Origin of the sequence: Bowmanella pacifica, assembly GCF_014645355.1 — a bacterium.
GTDB lineage: Bacteria > Pseudomonadota > Gammaproteobacteria > Enterobacterales > Alteromonadaceae > Bowmanella > Bowmanella pacifica.
In genome coordinates this window covers 613426-631242 of sequence record NZ_BMLS01000001.1, presented here as the reverse complement: position 1 = coordinate 631242, position 17817 = coordinate 613426, and the positions used below count along the sequence as shown (strand labels likewise).

17 protein-coding genes are annotated in these 17817 nt (G+C 49.1%); 12 read left to right on the top strand and 5 right to left on the bottom strand.

Annotated features, from left to right (window positions below; translation table 11 throughout):
* Nucleotides 1-120: 120 nt before the first annotated feature.
* Genes IEX02_RS02520 through IEX02_RS02500 form a run of 5 tightly spaced genes read left to right on the top strand, consistent with a single transcriptional unit; the run spans nt 121 to nt 5285 of the window.
* Nucleotides 121-1374, top strand: coding sequence for a hypothetical protein (locus tag IEX02_RS02520; protein ID WP_188689821.1), 1254 nt, complete (start codon nt 121-123; stop codon nt 1372-1374).
* Nucleotides 1368-2270, top strand: coding sequence for a glycosyltransferase family 2 protein (locus tag IEX02_RS02515; RefSeq protein WP_188689818.1), 903 nt, complete (start codon nt 1368-1370; stop codon nt 2268-2270). Before IEX02_RS02520 ends, IEX02_RS02515 begins: the two co-directional genes overlap by 7 nt.
* Nucleotides 2267-3361: a glycosyltransferase family 4 protein gene (locus IEX02_RS02510; protein ID WP_188689815.1), complete on the top strand. Its 1095-nt coding sequence runs from the start codon at nt 2267-2269 to the stop codon at nt 3359-3361. The genes IEX02_RS02515 and IEX02_RS02510 overlap by 4 nt, the downstream gene beginning before the upstream one ends.
* A complete protein-coding gene (locus IEX02_RS02505) occupies nt 3358-4515 on the top strand; it encodes a glycosyltransferase family 4 protein (protein WP_188689812.1) in 1158 nt (385 codons plus the stop codon). The genes IEX02_RS02510 and IEX02_RS02505 overlap by 4 nt, the downstream gene beginning before the upstream one ends.
* Nucleotides 4512-5285 carry a WecB/TagA/CpsF family glycosyltransferase gene (locus IEX02_RS02500; protein ID WP_229701999.1) on the top strand — a complete coding sequence of 258 codons (774 nt, stop codon included), beginning with the start codon at nt 4512-4514 and terminating at the stop codon, nt 5283-5285. The genes IEX02_RS02505 and IEX02_RS02500 overlap by 4 nt, the downstream gene beginning before the upstream one ends.
* Nucleotides 5286-5391: 106 nt before the next feature.
* Here IEX02_RS02500 and IEX02_RS02495 read toward each other — a convergent pair whose 3' ends face one another.
* On the bottom strand, nt 5392-6195 hold the full coding sequence (locus tag IEX02_RS02495; protein ID WP_188689809.1) for a PEP-CTERM sorting domain-containing protein: 804 nt from the start codon (nt 6193-6195) through the stop codon (nt 5392-5394).
* 316 nt (nt 6196-6511) lie between these two features.
* On the opposite strand from IEX02_RS02495, the gene IEX02_RS02490 reads away from it, so the two are divergent.
* From IEX02_RS02490 to IEX02_RS02460, 7 genes are all read left to right on the top strand, one after another.
* Nucleotides 6512-6928 carry a VanZ family protein gene (locus tag IEX02_RS02490; protein ID WP_188689806.1) on the top strand — a complete coding sequence of 139 codons (417 nt, stop codon included), beginning with the start codon at nt 6512-6514 and terminating at the stop codon, nt 6926-6928.
* A 146-nt stretch (nt 6929-7074) separates the two neighbouring features.
* Nucleotides 7075-8472: an undecaprenyl-phosphate glucose phosphotransferase gene (locus IEX02_RS02485; protein WP_188689804.1), complete on the top strand. Its 1398-nt coding sequence runs from the start codon at nt 7075-7077 to the stop codon at nt 8470-8472.
* A 13-nt stretch (nt 8473-8485) separates the two neighbouring features.
* A complete protein-coding gene (locus IEX02_RS02480) occupies nt 8486-9679 on the top strand; it encodes an outer membrane beta-barrel protein (protein WP_188689802.1) in 1194 nt (397 codons plus the stop codon).
* Between the two features lie 8 nt (nt 9680-9687).
* Complete coding sequence (locus tag IEX02_RS02475; protein ID WP_188689800.1) at nt 9688-10206, top strand: polysaccharide biosynthesis/export family protein; 519 nt, start codon at nt 9688-9690, stop codon at nt 10204-10206.
* A 26-nt stretch (nt 10207-10232) separates the two neighbouring features.
* Nucleotides 10233-12416, top strand: a complete 2184-nt coding sequence (locus IEX02_RS02470) for a GumC family protein (protein ID WP_188689796.1) — start codon at nt 10233-10235, stop codon at nt 12414-12416.
* Nucleotides 12413-13138: a tyrosine-protein phosphatase gene (locus tag IEX02_RS02465; protein WP_188689793.1), complete on the top strand. Its 726-nt coding sequence runs from the start codon at nt 12413-12415 to the stop codon at nt 13136-13138. The genes IEX02_RS02470 and IEX02_RS02465 overlap by 4 nt, the downstream gene beginning before the upstream one ends.
* Nucleotides 13117-13839, top strand: a complete 723-nt coding sequence (locus IEX02_RS02460) for a hypothetical protein (RefSeq protein ID WP_188689791.1) — start codon at nt 13117-13119, stop codon at nt 13837-13839. Before IEX02_RS02465 ends, IEX02_RS02460 begins: the two co-directional genes overlap by 22 nt.
* Here the strand turns inward: IEX02_RS02460 and IEX02_RS02455 are convergent.
* The 4 genes from IEX02_RS02455 to IEX02_RS02445 form a co-directional block, all read right to left on the bottom strand.
* A complete protein-coding gene (locus IEX02_RS02455) occupies nt 13796-15142 on the bottom strand; it encodes an O-antigen ligase family protein (protein ID WP_188689789.1) in 1347 nt (448 codons plus the stop codon). The genes IEX02_RS02460 and IEX02_RS02455 overlap by 44 nt on opposite strands.
* A 67-nt stretch (nt 15143-15209) precedes the next feature.
* On the bottom strand, nt 15210-15521 hold the full coding sequence (locus IEX02_RS02450) for a hypothetical protein (RefSeq protein ID WP_188689786.1): 312 nt from the start codon (nt 15519-15521) through the stop codon (nt 15210-15212).
* 36 nt (nt 15522-15557) lie between these two features.
* Nucleotides 15558-15680: a hypothetical protein gene (locus IEX02_RS20445; protein ID WP_268237374.1), complete on the bottom strand. Its 123-nt coding sequence runs from the start codon at nt 15678-15680 to the stop codon at nt 15558-15560.
* Nucleotides 15681-15696: 16 nt separating this feature from the next.
* Nucleotides 15697-17781, bottom strand: coding sequence for an EAL domain-containing protein (locus IEX02_RS02445; RefSeq protein WP_188689783.1), 2085 nt, complete (start codon nt 17779-17781; stop codon nt 15697-15699).
* Between the last annotated feature and the right edge of the window lie 36 nt (nt 17782-17817).

The window sequence follows — 17817 nt, the reverse complement described above, 5'->3', positions numbered from 1 at the left end:
CAAATTATGCTAACTTTGCAGCCTCTTAGCGGGGCAATATGCTCGGCGATTGGACGGCGAGTTAGCCTGACCAGCCAGGCCGCGTTCCCTGGTGTTAGTTTTTATCTCGGATAGGTATTAATGAAAAGCCTGTGGCCAGGATGGCGCCGTCTCCTGAATGTCTCTTCCAGTGCTTCCTTGGCCGCCGCAAACTTGGCGCTTTCGCTATTATTGTTGTGGTTTGCCGATGCCAGCGAGTTTGGCAGTTTTGCCATGTTGCAAGTCAGCGCCGGTCTTGCTTATGGGGTGAGCAATGCTTTGTTGGGCGCCCCCTTGCTGTTGTTCCTCAAAGAAAAACAGCCAGATATGGCTCAGCTACGCGGTTTTTTTAGTGCCAACCTATTGTTGGCCCTGTTGGTATCAGCGGGGCAGTTGTTACTTACACTAGGTTTAGCTGCTGCTGTGCCGGTGATGTTTTGGGCCCCCTTGCTGGTATTTTTCGGCACCTTACGCTGGTTTGGACGCAATTATGCGCTGAGCGTTAACCCCGATTTTGCTGTGCGTAGCGATCTGGTAACGTCGGTATTGATGTTAAGCGGCGCTGCTTGGTTGTGGAGCATAAATTGGCTCACGCTGGAAGGGATGATGCTGGTGTGTGCGTTTGCCCAATGTGGTGGCTTGCTGGCGTTGGGGCGTACCCACAGTGGTTTGCTTTTTCGTGCACTGTTTCAGCGTGAATGGCAGGCCGTCAATCTAGGCATGCAGCGCCAGGGTAAAGCGGCACTGACCGGAGCCTTAAGCGTGGAAGCCACCACTAACGGGCACAGTTACTTGATTAGTTTGTTGGCCGGACCGGCAGCTTTTGCTCCTATAGCCGCCGCTGCGCTGTTGTTTCGCCCTTGCTTTGTGGTGCAAGGCGCCTTGGCTTCTTACGAGCGACCTCGTTTGGTACAACTGCTGGCTATCAGCGATGGCAATGCTGTTCGCCTTGCCGCGCGTCAGATGATGGCCTGGTCGGCCTTGCTGTGGGCGGGTAATGCCTTGTTGGTGGCGGTGTTATTGATCTGGCCTTCGCACGGTTTGTGGGAAGCAAAAGACAACAGCATGATGTTTTACCTTTGTGTGCTGTGGGGCGTTATTGTGTTGTTGCGCAGTGTTCGTTTGACTCCTTCGTTGTTTGCCCAGGCAAACGACCAGTTTGGTTTGTTGGCTAAAGCTTGCGTTAGCTCAGCATTGATAACCTTGCCGCTGCTGCTATTTCTCATTCTAATGCTTGATGTGAATGCCAGTTTATATGGTTTGATCGCCGGGGAGTTGGTCATCTTGCTATGGCTGTACCCATCCTATCGCCGTCTCCGCAATCTGTCCGGTAATGAGGTGCAACCCTTATGCTGAGATATGCTGTAATGCTGTGTTGCTATAACCGCAAGGACAAAACTCTGGCTTGTCTGGAATCCTTGCTGGCACAGCAGCTACCCGTTGGTGTGAGCCTGGACATACTCTTGCTTGATGATGGCAGCAGTGACGGCACGTCAGTCGCCGTAGCAAAGCGTTTTCCCCAGGTTAAGCGTTATCAGGGCTCTGGCCAAATGTACTGGAATGGGGCAATGACACACTTGTGGCAGCAGGCCTGCAAATATGACTACGATGCCTATATCTGGCTGAATGATGATGTGCAGTTACACACTGACGCCCTGGCCAGATTGCACGGTTGGCAAGCTAAAGTCTCAAACCGGTTGGGGGCGATGGTGGGGAGCATGCACGAACCGGGCTGCACGAAGGTTAGCTATGGCGGTAGGCGCAGCCTGCGCGCTTGGCATCCTCTGGGCTTTGGCTCGCTGCTTACGCCCGCGCCGCAGCCTATTCAATGTGATTTTATTAACGGTAACTTGTGCTTTATTCCCAAAGCGGCGGTCGAGACGGTAGGCATATTAGATAAAACCTACACCCATGCCCTGGGAGATTTTGATTATGGTTTAAGACTCAAGCAGGCAGGCTTTTACCTTTATGTGGCCCCCGGTTTGTACGGCCAGTGCGCATCGAACAGCAAGCTCAACTCGGTATTTGATGCCTCATTACCAATGACAACCCGTTTAGCTTTACTGAACAACCCAGCCCGTTTTGTGCCCGTTGATGAATGGATGCATTTTGTCCGCCGTCACGGTGGCCTGATCTGGCCTTTACTCTGGCTAAAAGCACTGATGCGCAAAGTGGCGCCGCGTATCTGGTTATGGCGCCGAGGCCAAACGCCTGCAGATTTGAATGCCAACGACGGATGCAGCAGAAAATGAAACGGGTACTGATTATTCAGGATGTGCTTAAACAGTACCGTTTGGCTTTTTTTGAGTTCTTGTACGACGCGTTACAAGCAGACGATATTGAGCTAACCGTTGCCTTCTCGTTGCCGGATAGCAAGGAGCGGAGCAAACAAGACAACAGCTTGGTTGCACCTAAAGCTTTTTACCAGACAGTACAGGTATTCAGGCTGGGCAAGCTTACCTGGCAAAGAGTCGGCGGGCTTGGCGATTATGACCTGGTCATTGTTGAGCAGGCTAACCGGCATTTACTGACCTATTGTCTTCTGGCCCGACGTCGTTTGTTGGGTAATCCAAAGGTGGCCTGGTGGGGCCATGGACATAACCACCAGAGCCGACAGGGGGGCTGGCGGGAAAAATTCAAAGCGGCCATGTTGACCCAGGCCGACTGGTTTTTTGCTTATACCGATAAGGTCGCTGCCGCTGTTGAGAAGGCGGGGATGCCGGCTTCATGCATAAGTTCGGTGAATAATAGTATTGATAGCGACGAGTTTAGCCGGCAAGTGAGAAGCTACCGGCAGACCGGCGTGCAGCAAACTGGTACGCTGCTTTTTTGCGGCGCTTTGTACCAGAATAAGCGTCTTGATCTGTTATTGGATGCAGCAGAGCAGCTGTATAACCGCGGGGTGATTAGGCGTTTGATTGTGCTGGGAGCCGGGCCACTTGAGACCCTTTTAACCCCGCGTTCTTGGCTGGATTACCGGGGAGCCTGTTTTGGTCAAGATAAAGCCAAAGCCTATGCCGAGGCGTCATTGGTGCTAAACCCGGGACTGACGGGGCTTGCCATTCTCGATGCCTTTGCCGCGGGCTTGCCTTATATTACCTGTGATTTGCCCTACCATAGTCCGGAAATTGCTTACCTCAAACCAGAGTTGAATGGCTTACTGGTGGCGCCAACAACGACCGCTCTGACGAATGCCGTAACGGCCATACTGACAAGCCCCGACACCTATCAGCAATATGCAAAAGGTGCGCAGGAAAGCGGAGGCCGTTATGGAATGGCGGCCATGGTGGAACGTTTTGCTCAGGGCATACGCGATTGCTTACAAAAAGGAGTCGTGAAGTGAAGGTCATTCAGGCCCATTGTTTCTATCGACAGCGCGGCGGTGAAGATGTGGTTGTTGAGCGAGAGGCTCTGCTGCTACAGGAGTCTGGCGTTTCGCTGCTGCCTTGGCACCTGAATAATCCAGCCAGCCCGACTGCCATAGAAAAACTTAGCTTAGCCTTAGGCACCCTTTGGCAGCGAAAGGTCAGACAGCAGTTAGCAACATTTCCTGTCTCTGGCGGTGATATTCTGCACGTGCATAATTTTTTTCCGCTGTTGTCTCCCTCTGTCTTTCATTACGCTAAACGTCAGGGGTTAAAGACAGTGTTAACACTGCATAATTTCCGCAGCCTGACGCCTTCTGCCATGTTGCCTGATAGGTTAATTGACTATTCATGGTGCCATAGTTTGCAGCAGTGCTGGCAAGGTGCCTATCAGGACAGCAAACTCGCCAGCTTGGTAGTGGCAGGTATGATTGAGTTGCACCGCTGGCGTAAGACCTGGCTGCATCAGGTGGATGCTTTTATTTGTCCGTCAGAGTTTGTGCGTCAGCAATATCTAAAGGCCGGGTTTCCCGCCGATAAACTGCGGGTTATTCCGCACTTTTGTCCTGATCCTCGCGCCGGTAATCACTCACCTGAGCAGGGAGAACGCACTTTTGCTCTGTTTGTGGGGCGAAATGCACCGGAAAAGGGACTGCATAGGCTGCTCGAAGCCTGGCAAGAGATCAATTTTCCATTGGTGATTGCGGGCGCAGATAGACCGCGGACCGGTAAAGTGCCTGCGAACGTCAGGTTTGTGGGGATATCGGATGCATCTGCACTGGGCAAGCTCTACGCCGAGGCGTCACTGTTGATAGTGCCCTCTCAGGTGGCGGAAACCTTCGGCAACGTGGTTATCGAAGGCTTTTCCCATGCTACCCCGGTATTGGCCAGCCCCAGAGGCGCGCTACAAGAATTGGTGCAGCCTGGAATAAACGGCGAATGGATAGCTTTGGATAGCCTGTCGGCCTTAGCCAGTCAAATCAAACAATTGCTGGCTGAGCCTGCGCATTTACGCCACCTTGGTCATATGGCCAGACAGCGTTACGAACATTACTATACTCCCGAGGCGCATGCTGACCAGCTAATGCGCCTCTATAAAGAATTACATCAAGGTCAGGGAAGCACAGATTGAAGTCTTATATCGTTTCAACCGAGGTGGCGGTAACAAGTTTCCAACAAGCTTTGGATGCAATATTGCTGATGTGCGAAACGAGGCAGCAAGGCTATGTGTGTCTGGCCAATGTGCATATGTGCATGGAAGCTTATGATGACCCAGATTTCGCCTCATTGCTCAGACGTGCAAGGTTAGTACTTCCAGATGGCCGACCTTTATTATGGATGCAGCGCCTGCAAGGGTACTCATCGGCCAGCCAAGTGCGCGGACAAGATATGTTTCTCGCGCTTTGTGAACAAGCCCAGGACAAAGAGATTCGGGTCGGTATCTACGGTGGTGAAGATAGTGTTTTGTTGCAAAGCCTGACCGACACCTTGTTGCATCGTTTCCCACGTTTACGTCTGGTGTACCGTTATGCGCCGCCATTCAGACCCTTGACGGCAGAAGAAGAGCATAAGGTGGCGGAAGATATTCGTCAGTTGGATGTGCAGTTGTTGCTGGTGGCATTGGGATGCCCGAAACAGGAAAAATGGATGGCCAGTCATCAACATTTGGGACCTTTAATGATTGGCATTGGCGCGGCGGTGGATTTTATTGCCGGTCGAAAGTCATCAGCCCCACGTTGGATGCAAAAAGTGGGCTTGGAATGGTTTTATCGTTTCGGTCAGGAACCCAAACGATTGTTCTGGCGGTACATCAAGCACAATCCGCGTTTTATGTTGCTAGGACTTCGTCAGTTGGTGCTGTTTTGGTGGCAAATACTCTGCCGTAAAAGTCGGCAAAGTTGATACGCTCTGCTTAAGGTGTTGAAGGTGTAAGGCGCAGAACATGCTGGGCGTAAAAATAAAAAAGCCAGGCTAAGCCTGGCTTTTCTGTAAAAAAATCTGACAGTCTTTACTTGGCTTTGCGGCGCATGGCACCTAAACCAACCAGACCTAATGCCAATACCGCCAGTGTACCTGGCTCAGGTACTGCAGTAACGTTAACGGCATCCAGGAAACCACCGTATTTGTTGCTGTCTGGATTGTAATAATCCGGTCCTTGATTAGTTGCATCCCAAGGCTTGTTACCTAAGGCTTGGAAGCCCAGGAACATCTCAGCCGCACTCGCAGTAAAGCGGAAGGTGTAAGTTGTCCAGTTCAGCCAGTTAGAACCATCATAATCCACGCTTACTTGGAACAAGTCGCCGAACAAATCAGCGGTTTCGCCCCAATAAACACCAATGCCATTGTCATTAGCGTCTTGAGTACGGGCTGCATAGGCAAAAGACAGCTCATAAGTCTGACCAATATTCAAACCGGTCAGCTCCTGACGAATCCAGGAATTACTGTTGGTTGGATTCTCGTAATCAAAGTGAGTATCCAGCTCTACAAAGTAGTTGCCATCAAAAGCGTTAAACTGGGTACCACCAGCGCCATCTACGATGTTACCGCTGTGTACAGCTTCCACGCCCGAACCATCACGCGCGTCCCAGCCATTTAGATTCTCATACACACCCCAGCGTTTATCAGGTGAGGCTGCGCCTAAATTGTCGAAGGTAACCCCTGGGTCTCCGTTCCACTGACTAGGGTCATTAAAAATGATCAAATCACCTGCACCGTCTTCAAAGCTTCCGTTGGTGACGATTGAGGCCTGAGCGCCCGCGGCGCCAAAACTTAAAGCCAATACTAAAGATTTCAACAAGTTAGCTTTCAGCATCGAGAATCTCCTTATCTGAAAAAAAATTACAACTTTTCCTGCGATTTAAATAAGCAAAAAGCGAGCCATATATTTAAGCCATTGATTTGAATGAGTTTTATGTTTTTGCTGAAACGTTTGGTGTAAAAAAGTCTGACAAACACCCTGTGTGCGACGAAAAAAAACGCTAACCTTTGAAAAATAATATTATGTTTTAGATGCGCGCTAATTTTCTACTTGTTATCCTAGAAAAAGAGCATCGCGAGGTTAGATAAAACGTGTGTTAACGCGATGTTAATGCGGTTTTCGGAGGGCCAACACGGAAAGTGGCGAGTTCATGAAACTGAAACAAAAATGGACTATCTCCAATAGGTTCGCACTTGGTCTTTTTCTAACTTGTTTAGTGGTTATTGTCACCAAATATGTGCCAGGGTGGGGTGATTTGCCCAGAACGTTGGAATTATGGTTAGGCTCTGACCATCATTTGCATGCTGTGGTGGGCTTTTGTCTGACAGTGGCATTGGCAACATTGACTGCAATAAATAGTTGCTCAATATCGCGTCAGCTGTTGTTTTTCTTAGTGTTGCTAGCACTCTATGGCGTGGATGAACTAGTTCAGCTTTGGGTGCCGCATCGCCAGTTTAGTGGTGAAGACTTTGGCGCTTCGGCAACCGGCTGGGCAGTTGCGGTTTTTAGCTGGTTGATACTGCCAAGATTGGCCAGAGTAAGTACTAGGTTGCTCAACAAACAATAGAATTTTATGTATGTAATTATGCGCTTAGCATAGCGGAAGACAGTTTATCTTGTTTAAAAGTTGAACTGTGTAGTTTTTTTACTATAGGATCTGCCACCGCTAAAGCGCTTAACGGAAATTAAGCACTTCGTTTCAAGGATTGGAAAATGGACACCTCTTCGTTATTTAAGATTGATTCGTCAACACATTTTCTCTATCGCATCATAGATGTGTTTATTCTGGCCATGAGCTTATTTGTGGCCAGCCACCTGTACGGTGTGACTTTTTCTCGCGACTACTTGTTAGTGCTTCTTTCTCTGGTATTGCTATATGCCTATATCGGTGAGTCTGTCGCTCTTTATCGTTCCTGGCGGGTCGGGCGTTTTTCCCGCATGTTGATGCTACTCATTCTGGTGCACAGCGCCTGTTTCCTGCTGATTTTTTCTTTGCTGTTTGTGCTAAAAGAAGGTGCAACGTTTTCGCGCGTGGTGTTGCTGGGTTGGTATTCCTCCAGCCTGTTGGCCTTAGTGAGTTGGCGAATTTCTGCCAAGCATATTAAGGCCTGGCGTCGTCGTCGTGGTCTGAGCATGCAAACGGTGGCCATTGTTGGAATGACTAAGTCGGGTATGCAGCTGTATCAGGAAATGCAGAACCATATTGAGTTGGGCTTTGAATGTGTGGGCTTTTTTGACGACAGAACGGCCGAACGGTTAGGTCAGGGATATAAGCACTTGCTTAAGGGCTCCATTGAACAAGCTGTGGAAATGGCCCAGCAGGGCAAAGTATCCAAGCTTTATATTTGTTTACCTATGCTGGCTGAAAGACGCATTGCGGACATTATTCAGCGCTTGGGTGATACCACGGTAGACGTACTTCTGGTACCAGACTTTTTATTAAAGAATCTGATGCATGCCCGTATCGGTAGTGTAGGCGAAACGGATACGCTGAGCGTGTTCGAATCACCCGTATATGGGATTAAGGATTTCTATAAGCGTACCTTTGACCTGCTATTCAGCGCTTCGGTGCTGCTGCTGATATCGCCATTGCTAGCCTTTATTGCGGTGGCTATCAAAGTGGATTCTACCGGCCCAGTATTTTTCCGTCAGAATCGTTATGGTCTGGATGGCAAGGCGATAAAAGTGATGAAGTTTCGTTCCATGCGGGTGCAGGAAAACGGTGCCAAAGTAGTACAGGCAACCAAAAATGATCCTCGTATTACCCGTTTAGGCGCGTTTTTGCGCCGTACCTCACTGGATGAATTGCCGCAGTTTATCAATGTGCTGCTTGGCGATATGTCGGTGGTCGGGCCAAGGCCCCATGCGGTCGCTCACAACGAAGAGTATCGCAAGCAAGTTGCTTATTACATGCTCAGACATAAAGTGCGTCCCGGTATTACAGGCTGGGCGCAGGTCAATGGTTGGCGGGGTGAAACCGACACCTTGGAAAAGATGGAAATGCGAGTTAAGTACGACCTGGAATATATTCGTCATTGGTCACTGTGGTTCGATATTCGCATTGTGTTTATGACGTTATTTAAGGGATTTACCGGAAAAAATGCTTACTAGGGGACAACTCATAATGAACAAACCTACTTATTTGAGCTTATTGGTTGCTGCGACTTTAAGCAGTGCCGTTATTGCCCAGGAACAAGCCGGCTACGTTATTCAGACGGAAAGCGGCTTTGATATTATGCCTGGCTTTGACGTTAAGCTTAAACATGACGACAACATAGCTAATACCAACGTTGACGAAGAAAGCAGCACTATTGCTGTTTACTCGCCCACTATTGCAGCGCGTTTGCTAGATGGTGTTAACGAATACAACTTGCAAGCGGGTGTGAGCAAAGGGCAGTATTTCTCCAGCAGTATTGATAACTATCTGGACGCTTACGCCGGCGCTGATGCGAAATGGGAATTCAGCGATTCTCATCGTGTATTTGTTGAGGCGTCTTTTGCTGACGGTCACGATCAACGTGGTACCGGAATTTTTGATGCAGGTGGGGCGACACAGGCAGAACCCACCGAGCATCGTACCCTACAGCTTAACGGCTATTTCGAGTACGGTGCACGTACCACGCCAGCCCGCATTCGTTTGGGTGGTGGTTTTATCAAAAAGGATTACCACAACCTGGAAAGCATAACGCAGTACCGTGAGTACGATAAGACCAACGCGTCTGCGGCTTTCTATTATGATACTGGTGCTTTTACTAGTTTGGTTGCTCAGGTCACTCGCGATGATATTCGTTACGATAAGATTGATCCCGTTGGTGGAAATCGTGACAACATTGATACCCGTTACTTGGTGGGTATGGACTGGCAAGCTACGGCACTAACCAGCGGTGAATTCCGCATCGGTTATCAGAATAAACGTTTTGATTACTCTGGCCGTGAAGATTTTAGCGGTATCTCCTGGCAGGCCGCGGTGAATTGGCAGCCTCTGTCTTACTCTACGGTTACCCTGGAAACTGGTCGCAAAGCACGGGATCCTGACCTGCGTGGTGATGTGATTAAAGAAAGTGCACACGGTTTGGGCTGGAAACATGATTGGAGTGAAGATCTGCAGACCAATCTGGTAGCCGGCCACGTACGCTCTGATTACCAAGGCTATGATCAAAAAGATAAATACTGGCGTTATGAGGCCAAAGCCAGTTATCGTATCAGCTACCTTTGGAAACTAGAGGGTGGGTTGGAGATCTCTGATCGTACCTCCACCGATGCGCGTTTTGAATTTGATAAAACCGTCTTTTATGTAGGCGTGGGTATCAATCTTTAAGGGTTAGCATGCGAATTCTGTATATTCTGGCATCGCTATTGTTTTCAAGCCTTGTTCTCGCCCAAAGTGGCGAGAACTATCGTTTGGGACCGGGTGATAGCATTGAAATCAAAGTGTATGGCGAGGAAGAGTTGGATCTTAGTACCCAACTTACCGACAGTGGCATTATCAACTACCCATTTCTGGGGGCGCTGCGTTTAAGTGGCTTAACCCTTAAAGAAGTGGAAGTGTTAATTCATGACGGTTTAAAGGGCGACTATCTGATTAACCCCAACGTTTACGTAGGGATTGTGACTTATCGGCCATTTTACATTCATGGTGAGGTTAAAAAGCCGGGTGCTTATCCTTATCAACCAGGAATGACGGTTAATCAGGCCGTGGCATTAGCCGGTGGCTTAACTGAGCGTGCATCCAAGGAAGGGGTAAACCTGTCCAGAGAAGGTAATAAACTGCAGCAGGAAACCGGCACGTTAAATAGCCGTGTGTTTGCTGGTGATACCATCACCATACAACAGAGATTTTTCTAGTCATGACGCCAATGGACTCAGTAAATATGCAGGAACAGGGAAGCAAAGAACAGGTAATAGACCTGAGAAAAACTTTCCTGGTAATTATGAATGCCAAGTGGCGTATTTTGTTGATGGCACTTATGGTCACGCTGATAGCCGGTCTTGCGGTATTCAGTATGCCCAAAGTGTATCGGGCCACCTCAACCTTGCTGATTGAAGCGCAGCAAGCCCAGGCTATCAAAATTGAGGAAGTCTATGGGTTTAACTCTATGCAGCAGGAATACTACCTGACGCAGTTTGAGATCATTAAATCCCGTGCGGTAGCTGAGCGGGTGTTTCATCAGTTTAATATCCTTGAGCACCCAGAATTCCAAGGTAAAACTTCACTAACCAACGACTTAGTGAAGATGCTTAAATCAGCCTTGCCCTTTTTGCCCAGTGAAAAGTCTTTAGACCCCGAAGCAGCAGAAGCCCGTAAGTTAACCAAAACCCTAAACCGCTTTATTGATCGCATTAGTGTCAATCCAATCCGCCGCACCCAGTTGGTACAAATTAGCTTTGAGTCTGAAGACCCTAAGCTGGCCCGTGATGTTGCTAATGCACTGGGACAGGCTTATATCGAAAGCCAGCTAGATGCCAGAATGGGGATTACTCAGAAAGCTAATACCTGGCTGGGTGGACGCTTAGAAGAGCTTCGTCAGCGCCTGGAAGACTCTGAAAAGCGTTTAGAGAGTTTCCGGGAAGCTAATAATCTCGTAGATGTGGCCGGTATCACCAGTCTGGATGCTCGAGAGCTACAGCAGCTCACCGACGATATTACTACGGCACGTTCGCGTAAAGCCCAGGCTGAAGGCTTGTGGCAATTACTGGAGCGTTATAAGAATAATTACCAGCGTCTGCAAAGCCTGCCGGAGGTTACCTCGCATCCATCAATTCAGAATGTGCGTCGGGAACTAATTTCGGTAGAACGTAAAGTCTCTGAGCTGCAGCAAGTTTATGGGCCTAAGCATCCGAAGATGATTGCCGCGCATGCTGAGCTGCAAACGGTACATGATAACTTGCGTCGACAAATTCAAGAGCTGGTCAACGGTATTGAAAAAGAATTGGAGTCGGCGGACCAGAACCTAGTGGCTTTAGAATCTCAGTTAAAAGAAGCTCGCTCAGTGTTTTCTGGCCTGAGTTCAGTAGAAACTGAGTACCGTCGCTTGCAACGTGAAGTTGAGACTAACCGTACGCTGTTTGATAGCTTCCTTGGCCGCCAGAAAGAGACCGAGGTCGCCGGTGATTTTAATTCACCTGTTGCGCGCTTTACTGATTTCGCCACTATGCCTACCGAAGCGGTTAAGCCTAAGCGTAAGCTGATAGTGTTACTGGCCTTTGTTGCCAGTATTGGGCTTGGAATGGTCGTGGCGCTGGTGTTTGATGCCCTTAATGATACGGTGAAATCGCCCAAGGATGTTGAAACCTTGTTGCGTCATCGTGCACTGGGCTATATTCCCAAGCTGAAGAAGCGGCTTGAGCAGAAAGATAAAACCTTTGCCTTCTTTGATGAGCAAAATAAGTTATACAGTGAAGCCGTTCGTAGTATACGTACTAGCTTGTCGCTGATGGCGTTGGATAAACCCTTAAAAGTAATTGAGGTAACTTCGTCTTTACCGGAAGAAGGAAAGTCTACTGCTTCTTTGAATCTGGCTTTTGCGTTTTCGAGCTTAGAGCGTGTGCTGTTGATTGACGCCGATATGCGTAAGCCAACTGTGGCAAATCGCCTGGAGTTACCGCCCTATCAACCTGGTTTGGCTGATTGTTTGGGTGGGACGGAACAGCTGGAAGACTGCATTATTAAGGATGTGCGGGGCATAGATGTGATGCCAGCCGGTGCGGTGCCACTAAATCCATTGGAATTGTTGTCGGGTGATAAATTGCGTGCATTGCTGGCAACATTGTCTGAGCACTATGACAAGATTATTGTCGATACGCCGCCTGTGCAGGCTGTCAGTGATGCGCTGGTGATTGCTCCTAAGGCCGATGCTGTTGTGCTGGTTGTGAAAGCCGACAGCACTAGAAGCCCTGTGGTTCAGCATGTGTTGGCTAAACTGCATCAGGCCCATGCCAGAGTGTACGGTGTAGTCGTCAACCAATTAGCCACTGAGAAGCAGACCAGCTACTATGGTGGCAGCGCCGAATACGGATATTATCAAGCCTATGAACAACCTGCAGAGAAGGCATGATTGATCTTCATGCCCATTTAATCCCCGGGATTGATGATGGTGCCAGTGATTCGCAAGAATCACTGGCATTGTTGCGTATGGCGGCAGAGCAGGGTGTTAGCCGTATCGTGTGTACTCCCCATTGGTACCCCGGCCGCTTTGATAATGACAGAATCAAGATTCTGGCCGGACTTGGTCATTTGCAATCTCTCTGTGATGCCGAGAATATTGCCGTTGAGTTACGCAGTGCCTGTGAAGCACGAGTCTGTGCAGAGCTATTACCTGCCGTAGAGAAGAATGATTTGTTGTTCCTGGGGGAGCTGGACGGCCATCGTGTGTTGTTATTAGAGTTCCCTCACAGCCATATTCCGCCGGGTGCCGATCGGTTAATTAAATGGCTGTGCCGTCAGTCCATCAGGCCGATGATTGCGCATCCAGAGCGAAATCGCGATTTACAGGCTAACCCCGAGCTTATTCGTCCCTTCAAACAGGCAGGCTGCTTATTTCAACTTACAGCTGCTGCTTTAGTTGGAGAGATGGGGGAAACAGCGAGAGCACTTGGTGAACGTTGGTTAAAAGAAGGCTTATTTGACATTATCGCGTCTGATACCCATTCGGTGAAACGTCGCCCACCACGCATGCGGCAATCGTTCGACAAGGCCTGCGAGCTGGTAGGGCAACGTCGTGCCGAAGAACTCTTAATCACGACACCGGGCAGTATATGTCAAAGCCTGTTCAACTGAAAACGCTGCTGGGTAGGCTGTTAGCCGCCTTGTTGTTAGTTTTACTGGTTTGGCAGTTGCCATCACTGTATCGCTCTGCTCAGGGCAATATCCAATACTACGTGGCAAACGATGCCTTGGAAAAATGGCAAAAAGGTCAGTTGCCGAGCGAGACGGATTATCAGGATGCCTTGCAAGCCGCCAGACAAGCGCTGGATAGCAGCTCCGCGTCAGCCCATTATATGCTTACCTTAGCCAAGGTACTTGAATGGGGAATGCATTTAGGCTTTGAGAAAACCAGTGCAGAGCCGCTAAATCCGCTTTATCGGCAAGCCATAGCTTTGCGACCTGACTGGCCTAACGCTTATGCAGACTATGGTTTTGTGTTGGCCTTTTTTGACAATAATCTGTCAGAGGCCATGCTGCAGCTAAAACAAGCTGAGCATTATGGGCCTCATATGCCTGAAGTATTGCGTCAGCAGCTTGTTGTTGGCTTAGCGTATTGGGATAGTTTCTCCGGGGCTGATAAAGCCTGGGTACTGAAGATAACAGGGCGGGCTGCAGAAGCGCACTGGCCAGTTTTTGCTTCTATGCGCAAATTGGTCAAGGAATATCAGCGCGAGGCCATTGTTTGTGCTTATCTGTTCAATCGAAAGCCGCCCCTCGCTGAAGATCGCCTTAAACATCTCGCCCGGCTTTGCGCTCGCCCGGTAGCATCCTGACAAGATAAAATAGCGTCAGAATAGTCATAAATAACATGCTGTTGGCGGGGGCCTGCAGGCTAAAATCCACACTGCTGTGCATCATCATATGTACCCAGGCCATGCAACAACCAAATGCCACTCCCTGATAGAGCTTAGTTCTGCGTTTATTCATCACGTACAGACCTTGCCATAAAGCCAGCAGCAGCCAGGTGCCAAGCAAAGCGGTAACCGGCCAGCCTAATTCAATTGCAAACTGTAAGTAATCATTGTGGGCATGATCATAAAAGCCGCTGTAAGATTGCTGTTGATAGCGGGGGAATACGGTATAAAAGGTTCCGCCTCCTGTGCCTGTTAGTCCCTGGTCTTCTAACAGTGGCAGACTATGTAAGACCACCTCGTCACGTGCTTCACTGACAAAGCTGGTCTCTTGCATACGTTGTTTTACTTTCTCAACCCCAAACATCGAACCGATAAGCAGCATATCCAGAATAAAGATACTTAGTACCAGCCATTTAAGCAGCGGTGGCGGACGACGATAAATAAACAAAGCCAGCACAGCTACTATACCTAACGCGGTAAAGAAGCCCGCATTCCCCATTCTGGAGCGACTTAGTACCAGGCCCACCACCATCAGAATAATGGCCAGGCGCAGTAACAGCTTGCGGCTAAGTATCAGCTCAGCAAAGCTGCGTAACCACTTTGCGAGTGCGACCTTTTGTTTACTGGTGCTTAGTTCGCTGAGCATCCAGCCAATGGCGATGCTCAGGGTCAGAGCCAAATAGTTAGCATAGTGGTTTTGATAAACAAAACTGCCTCTGGCTTTTTCACCTTCGGGAATGCCAAACACCGGTGACAGGTCAAGTCCGCTCAGGTGCAAAAGACTGCCATAAATAGCCTGAAAGCCGCCGGAGATAAGAATGCAGGCAAGGATTATCTTGAGCTGCTGTTGAGTGCGACAATGCTGGCTTAACAGATAGGTAAACAGCAGCAGATAGAGGGTTTTCTCCAACATAATGTTGGTTTGGTAAGCGTCAACCGAGCATACGCCAGGTATGACGCAAGTCGATTGTGCCAGCAAATAAACGGCGATTAATGCCGGCCCGGCCAGCAACATCAATTGCCATGGTTTGGGGAATAATGGTGCTTTATTGCGGGCTGCCTGAAACAGGTGCCAGATGCCGCCCAGTGCGACCAAGGCATGCAGTAAATCCCAGGCCCATGGACGATTACTACCTAAAGGGATTGGAGCCCAAATCAGAATAAACCCCAGCCACCATATCAGGGGAGTGCTACCATAAAATCCTGACGATGCTTTGTTCATAGATTGATGCCGATTAACAGACTAACAAAAAAGGGCCTGTCGGCCCTTTTTACTGAATCTCACCAACTTAGTTGTTGGATGCGGTAGTACCACCACCACCAGTGCCTGCGCCAAGGCCCAGAACACCTGGTGCCGGAGCTGGCCCTGTGGCTGCACCCGGTGCCGCTGTCGCGGTATCGGCAATCAGATTACCCACCAAGGTTGGGTCAATACCGGCGCCTACTGCGCTGGCCAAAATTTGATCTGAGGAAAAGCTGGAAGAAGATACAGAAGACAGTAATTCTGCAACTTGATCCTGGTTGTCACTCAACAAAGTCAGCAGCGAAGTCAGAGTTTGTTCTGCGGCTTGGGCATTGGTTTGAATCAGATTGTCGGTCAATACTTGCTGACGCAGATATTGTACGAAGCTGATACCTTAGTTAGCTGCCTGAGCATAGCCTTGTTGTAACTCTTCCAGATTCAGCGAGGATTGCTGAGCCTGAACAGCTGAAACAGACAGTGCGGCGGCCAAGAAAATTGACAATTGCTTGATTTTCATAATGGTCCCTCATTGATTACGACAAAAACTTATTGCGCAATTCTAAACCAGTTGGGGTGTCACTGTATATGAAATTTTTAAAACACTCGTTGATGGAGGTTGTGTCAGCAAAGCCGCGTCCCTGAATGCCGTCGATATGCAATTGCATGCATTGTCTGGCTGTTGTGGCGCTTTCCACATGGCAAGCCAGCACCTTAACACCGACGGCGTGGCATATTTGAGTCAGGCTCTGCACAAAAAAGATATTGTTGTGCTGATTCAGGCTGCGAATAAAGCTGCCGTCAATTTTTACATAATCAATATCCAGATTGCCGATGGACTGGAAACTACTCAGGTGAGCACCAAAGTGTTCAATAGTGACCAGCGCTCCCACTTCCTTGAGGTTCTGGATTAAATCCCTTATCCGGGACTCCTGATTAATCAGCGCGCTTTCTTTAATTTCAAATACCAAGGGAGGTAGCTGACCTTTTAGGGTCTTTAGCAGGGTCAGCAGCCATTGTTGGTGCATGCGATCGTTGACAAAGACATTACTCAGATTGATGCCGATGCGGTGTTCAGGATGGTGGCGAAGTTGTGACAGAACAAAGCACAATACCGCTCTTTCTAAAGCCGGACCCAGATTCAGACGTTCGGCCATGGAAAAGGTGGCGGCGGTGGATAAACCCGCTTGCTGCCAGTTAAAACGCACCAGCGACTCCGAATAAATGATGTCACCATCTTTGCCCAATATGGGCTGGAGCATCAGTTCAAAGTGTTTTGCCAGGCTGGTGCTCAGATGTTCAAATTGGCTTTCCGTTTCTATGGGAAGGCCTGTCTGAGTAACCGCCGTATATTGTTTTAGTACGCCGCGCCAGTATTGGCGGCTGTGTCCTTCGGTTGTGCCATCTTGGCGTGTTTCAGCCGTCACGTCTGTCTGCGTCAGGTGCAACGTATCAAGGCGGCTGATGGTATCGGCAAAAGGTTCTTTGTCTTTCACTTGCGTAAAGTAGACCTGAGCAAAGCCTTGCGGATAGATATCGGTGGACTGAGCAGCAAACTCTGAAGTTAGTTTTTTGTTTAGCTGCAGCAGATCGTCGCTGTCCAGCCGACATAAGATTGCCAGTTCAGAGCCAGATAAGCGGTATAAGCGCACGTCTGACAGCGCTGTAAGGTGTTGCTGAACGATATCTATACAACGAAGCAGGTATTGATCACCGCCAGTATAACCGTCGGTTTGATTGACATCAGCCAACGACGGCAGCCGAATCAGACCTAGTTGTAAACTATCGTTATGTAACAGGGCGTCTTCCCGTTGTGGCTCAAACTGCATCAATAAAGCCTGACGGTTGGGTAAACCGGTCAAACCATCAACATAAAGCTGTTCGGACAGTTGTTTGGCGTAATTTGCCTGCTCCGAAAAACTGCGTTCGGTATTGCTGACCATTTGATTAAAGGCATTAACCAATGCTCGAAGTTCTAAAGTAAAAGGCCGGCGTCTTACCTGGTGAAACTCTTTTCGCATCACTGCCAGCGCTTGTCCTTTTAATGCTGACAATGGGCTAAGTACCGCCCTTAGAATTAAATAACCAATCAACATGGCCGCAACTAACAGCCAAAGTGTATTCAGTGCCAATCCCTTAGCACTTTGCCATAATGCCTCGTAGGCTTGGCCCACATGAGATTGCACCGTCAGCGTACCGCCTGGTATCCACCCGTTTGCTACCTCGCTTTGCATTTGGGGGGCATACAAAGGAAACCAACTTTGAAACCAGCCAGGTACATTTAGCTCACTGTTTTCGTGAACGCGGGAAAAGCGGACGGCTCCTTCGGCGTCGGTAAACTGTATTTGCTTATAGTAACCCGAATCAAATATCGCGCTGGCCATAGTCTCAGCCAGCACCAGGCCGGGCTCATCCAAATGAGGTGAAATGGCTAAGCCCAGGTTATGGGCCGCATCCTGAGCGTGTGAAGCTAACTGTTTCGCTTGATAAGCGCGCACGCCTTCAATGCTGGTGTATAAGGCGCTGGCAAAGGCCAAGGCTAACAGGGTAACCAGCAAACCGTACAACTGGGCCTTTAACGACAGGCCGCCGCTGACATTTACTCCGTGTTGTTCTGTCACTTATTATTCTCCAAATATACAGCGCTGGTGCTTAAC

Bases quoted from the DNA above. Each gene is read 5' to 3' on its own strand.
- IEX02_RS02515 (WP_188689818.1), top strand. From the start codon at position 1,368: ATGCTGAGATATGCTGTAATGCTGTGTTGCTATAACCGCAAGGACAAA.
- IEX02_RS02510 (WP_188689815.1), top strand. From the start codon at position 2,267: ATGAAACGGGTACTGATTATTCAGGATGTGCTTAAACAGTACCGTTTG.
- IEX02_RS02475 (WP_188689800.1), top strand. From the start codon at position 9,688: ATGCGAATTCTGTATATTCTGGCATCGCTATTGTTTTCAAGCCTTGTT.
- IEX02_RS02490 (WP_188689806.1), top strand. From the start codon at position 6,512: ATGAAACTGAAACAAAAATGGACTATCTCCAATAGGTTCGCACTTGGT.
- IEX02_RS20445 (WP_268237374.1), bottom strand. From the start codon at position 15,680: ATGAAAATCAAGCAATTGTCAATTTTCTTGGCCGCCGCACTGTCTGTT.
- IEX02_RS02520 (WP_188689821.1), top strand. From the start codon at position 121: ATGAAAAGCCTGTGGCCAGGATGGCGCCGTCTCCTGAATGTCTCTTCC.
- IEX02_RS02465 (WP_188689793.1), top strand. From the start codon at position 12,413: ATGATTGATCTTCATGCCCATTTAATCCCCGGGATTGATGATGGTGCC.
- IEX02_RS02485 (WP_188689804.1), top strand. From the start codon at position 7,075: ATGGACACCTCTTCGTTATTTAAGATTGATTCGTCAACACATTTTCTC.
- IEX02_RS02455 (WP_188689789.1), bottom strand. From the start codon at position 15,142: ATGAACAAAGCATCGTCAGGATTTTATGGTAGCACTCCCCTGATATGG.
- IEX02_RS02480 (WP_188689802.1), top strand. From the start codon at position 8,486: ATGAACAAACCTACTTATTTGAGCTTATTGGTTGCTGCGACTTTAAGC.
- IEX02_RS02470 (WP_188689796.1), top strand. From the start codon at position 10,233: ATGCAGGAACAGGGAAGCAAAGAACAGGTAATAGACCTGAGAAAAACT.
- IEX02_RS02495 (WP_188689809.1), bottom strand. From the start codon at position 6,195: ATGCTGAAAGCTAACTTGTTGAAATCTTTAGTATTGGCTTTAAGTTTT.
- IEX02_RS02460 (WP_188689791.1), top strand. From the start codon at position 13,117: ATGTCAAAGCCTGTTCAACTGAAAACGCTGCTGGGTAGGCTGTTAGCC.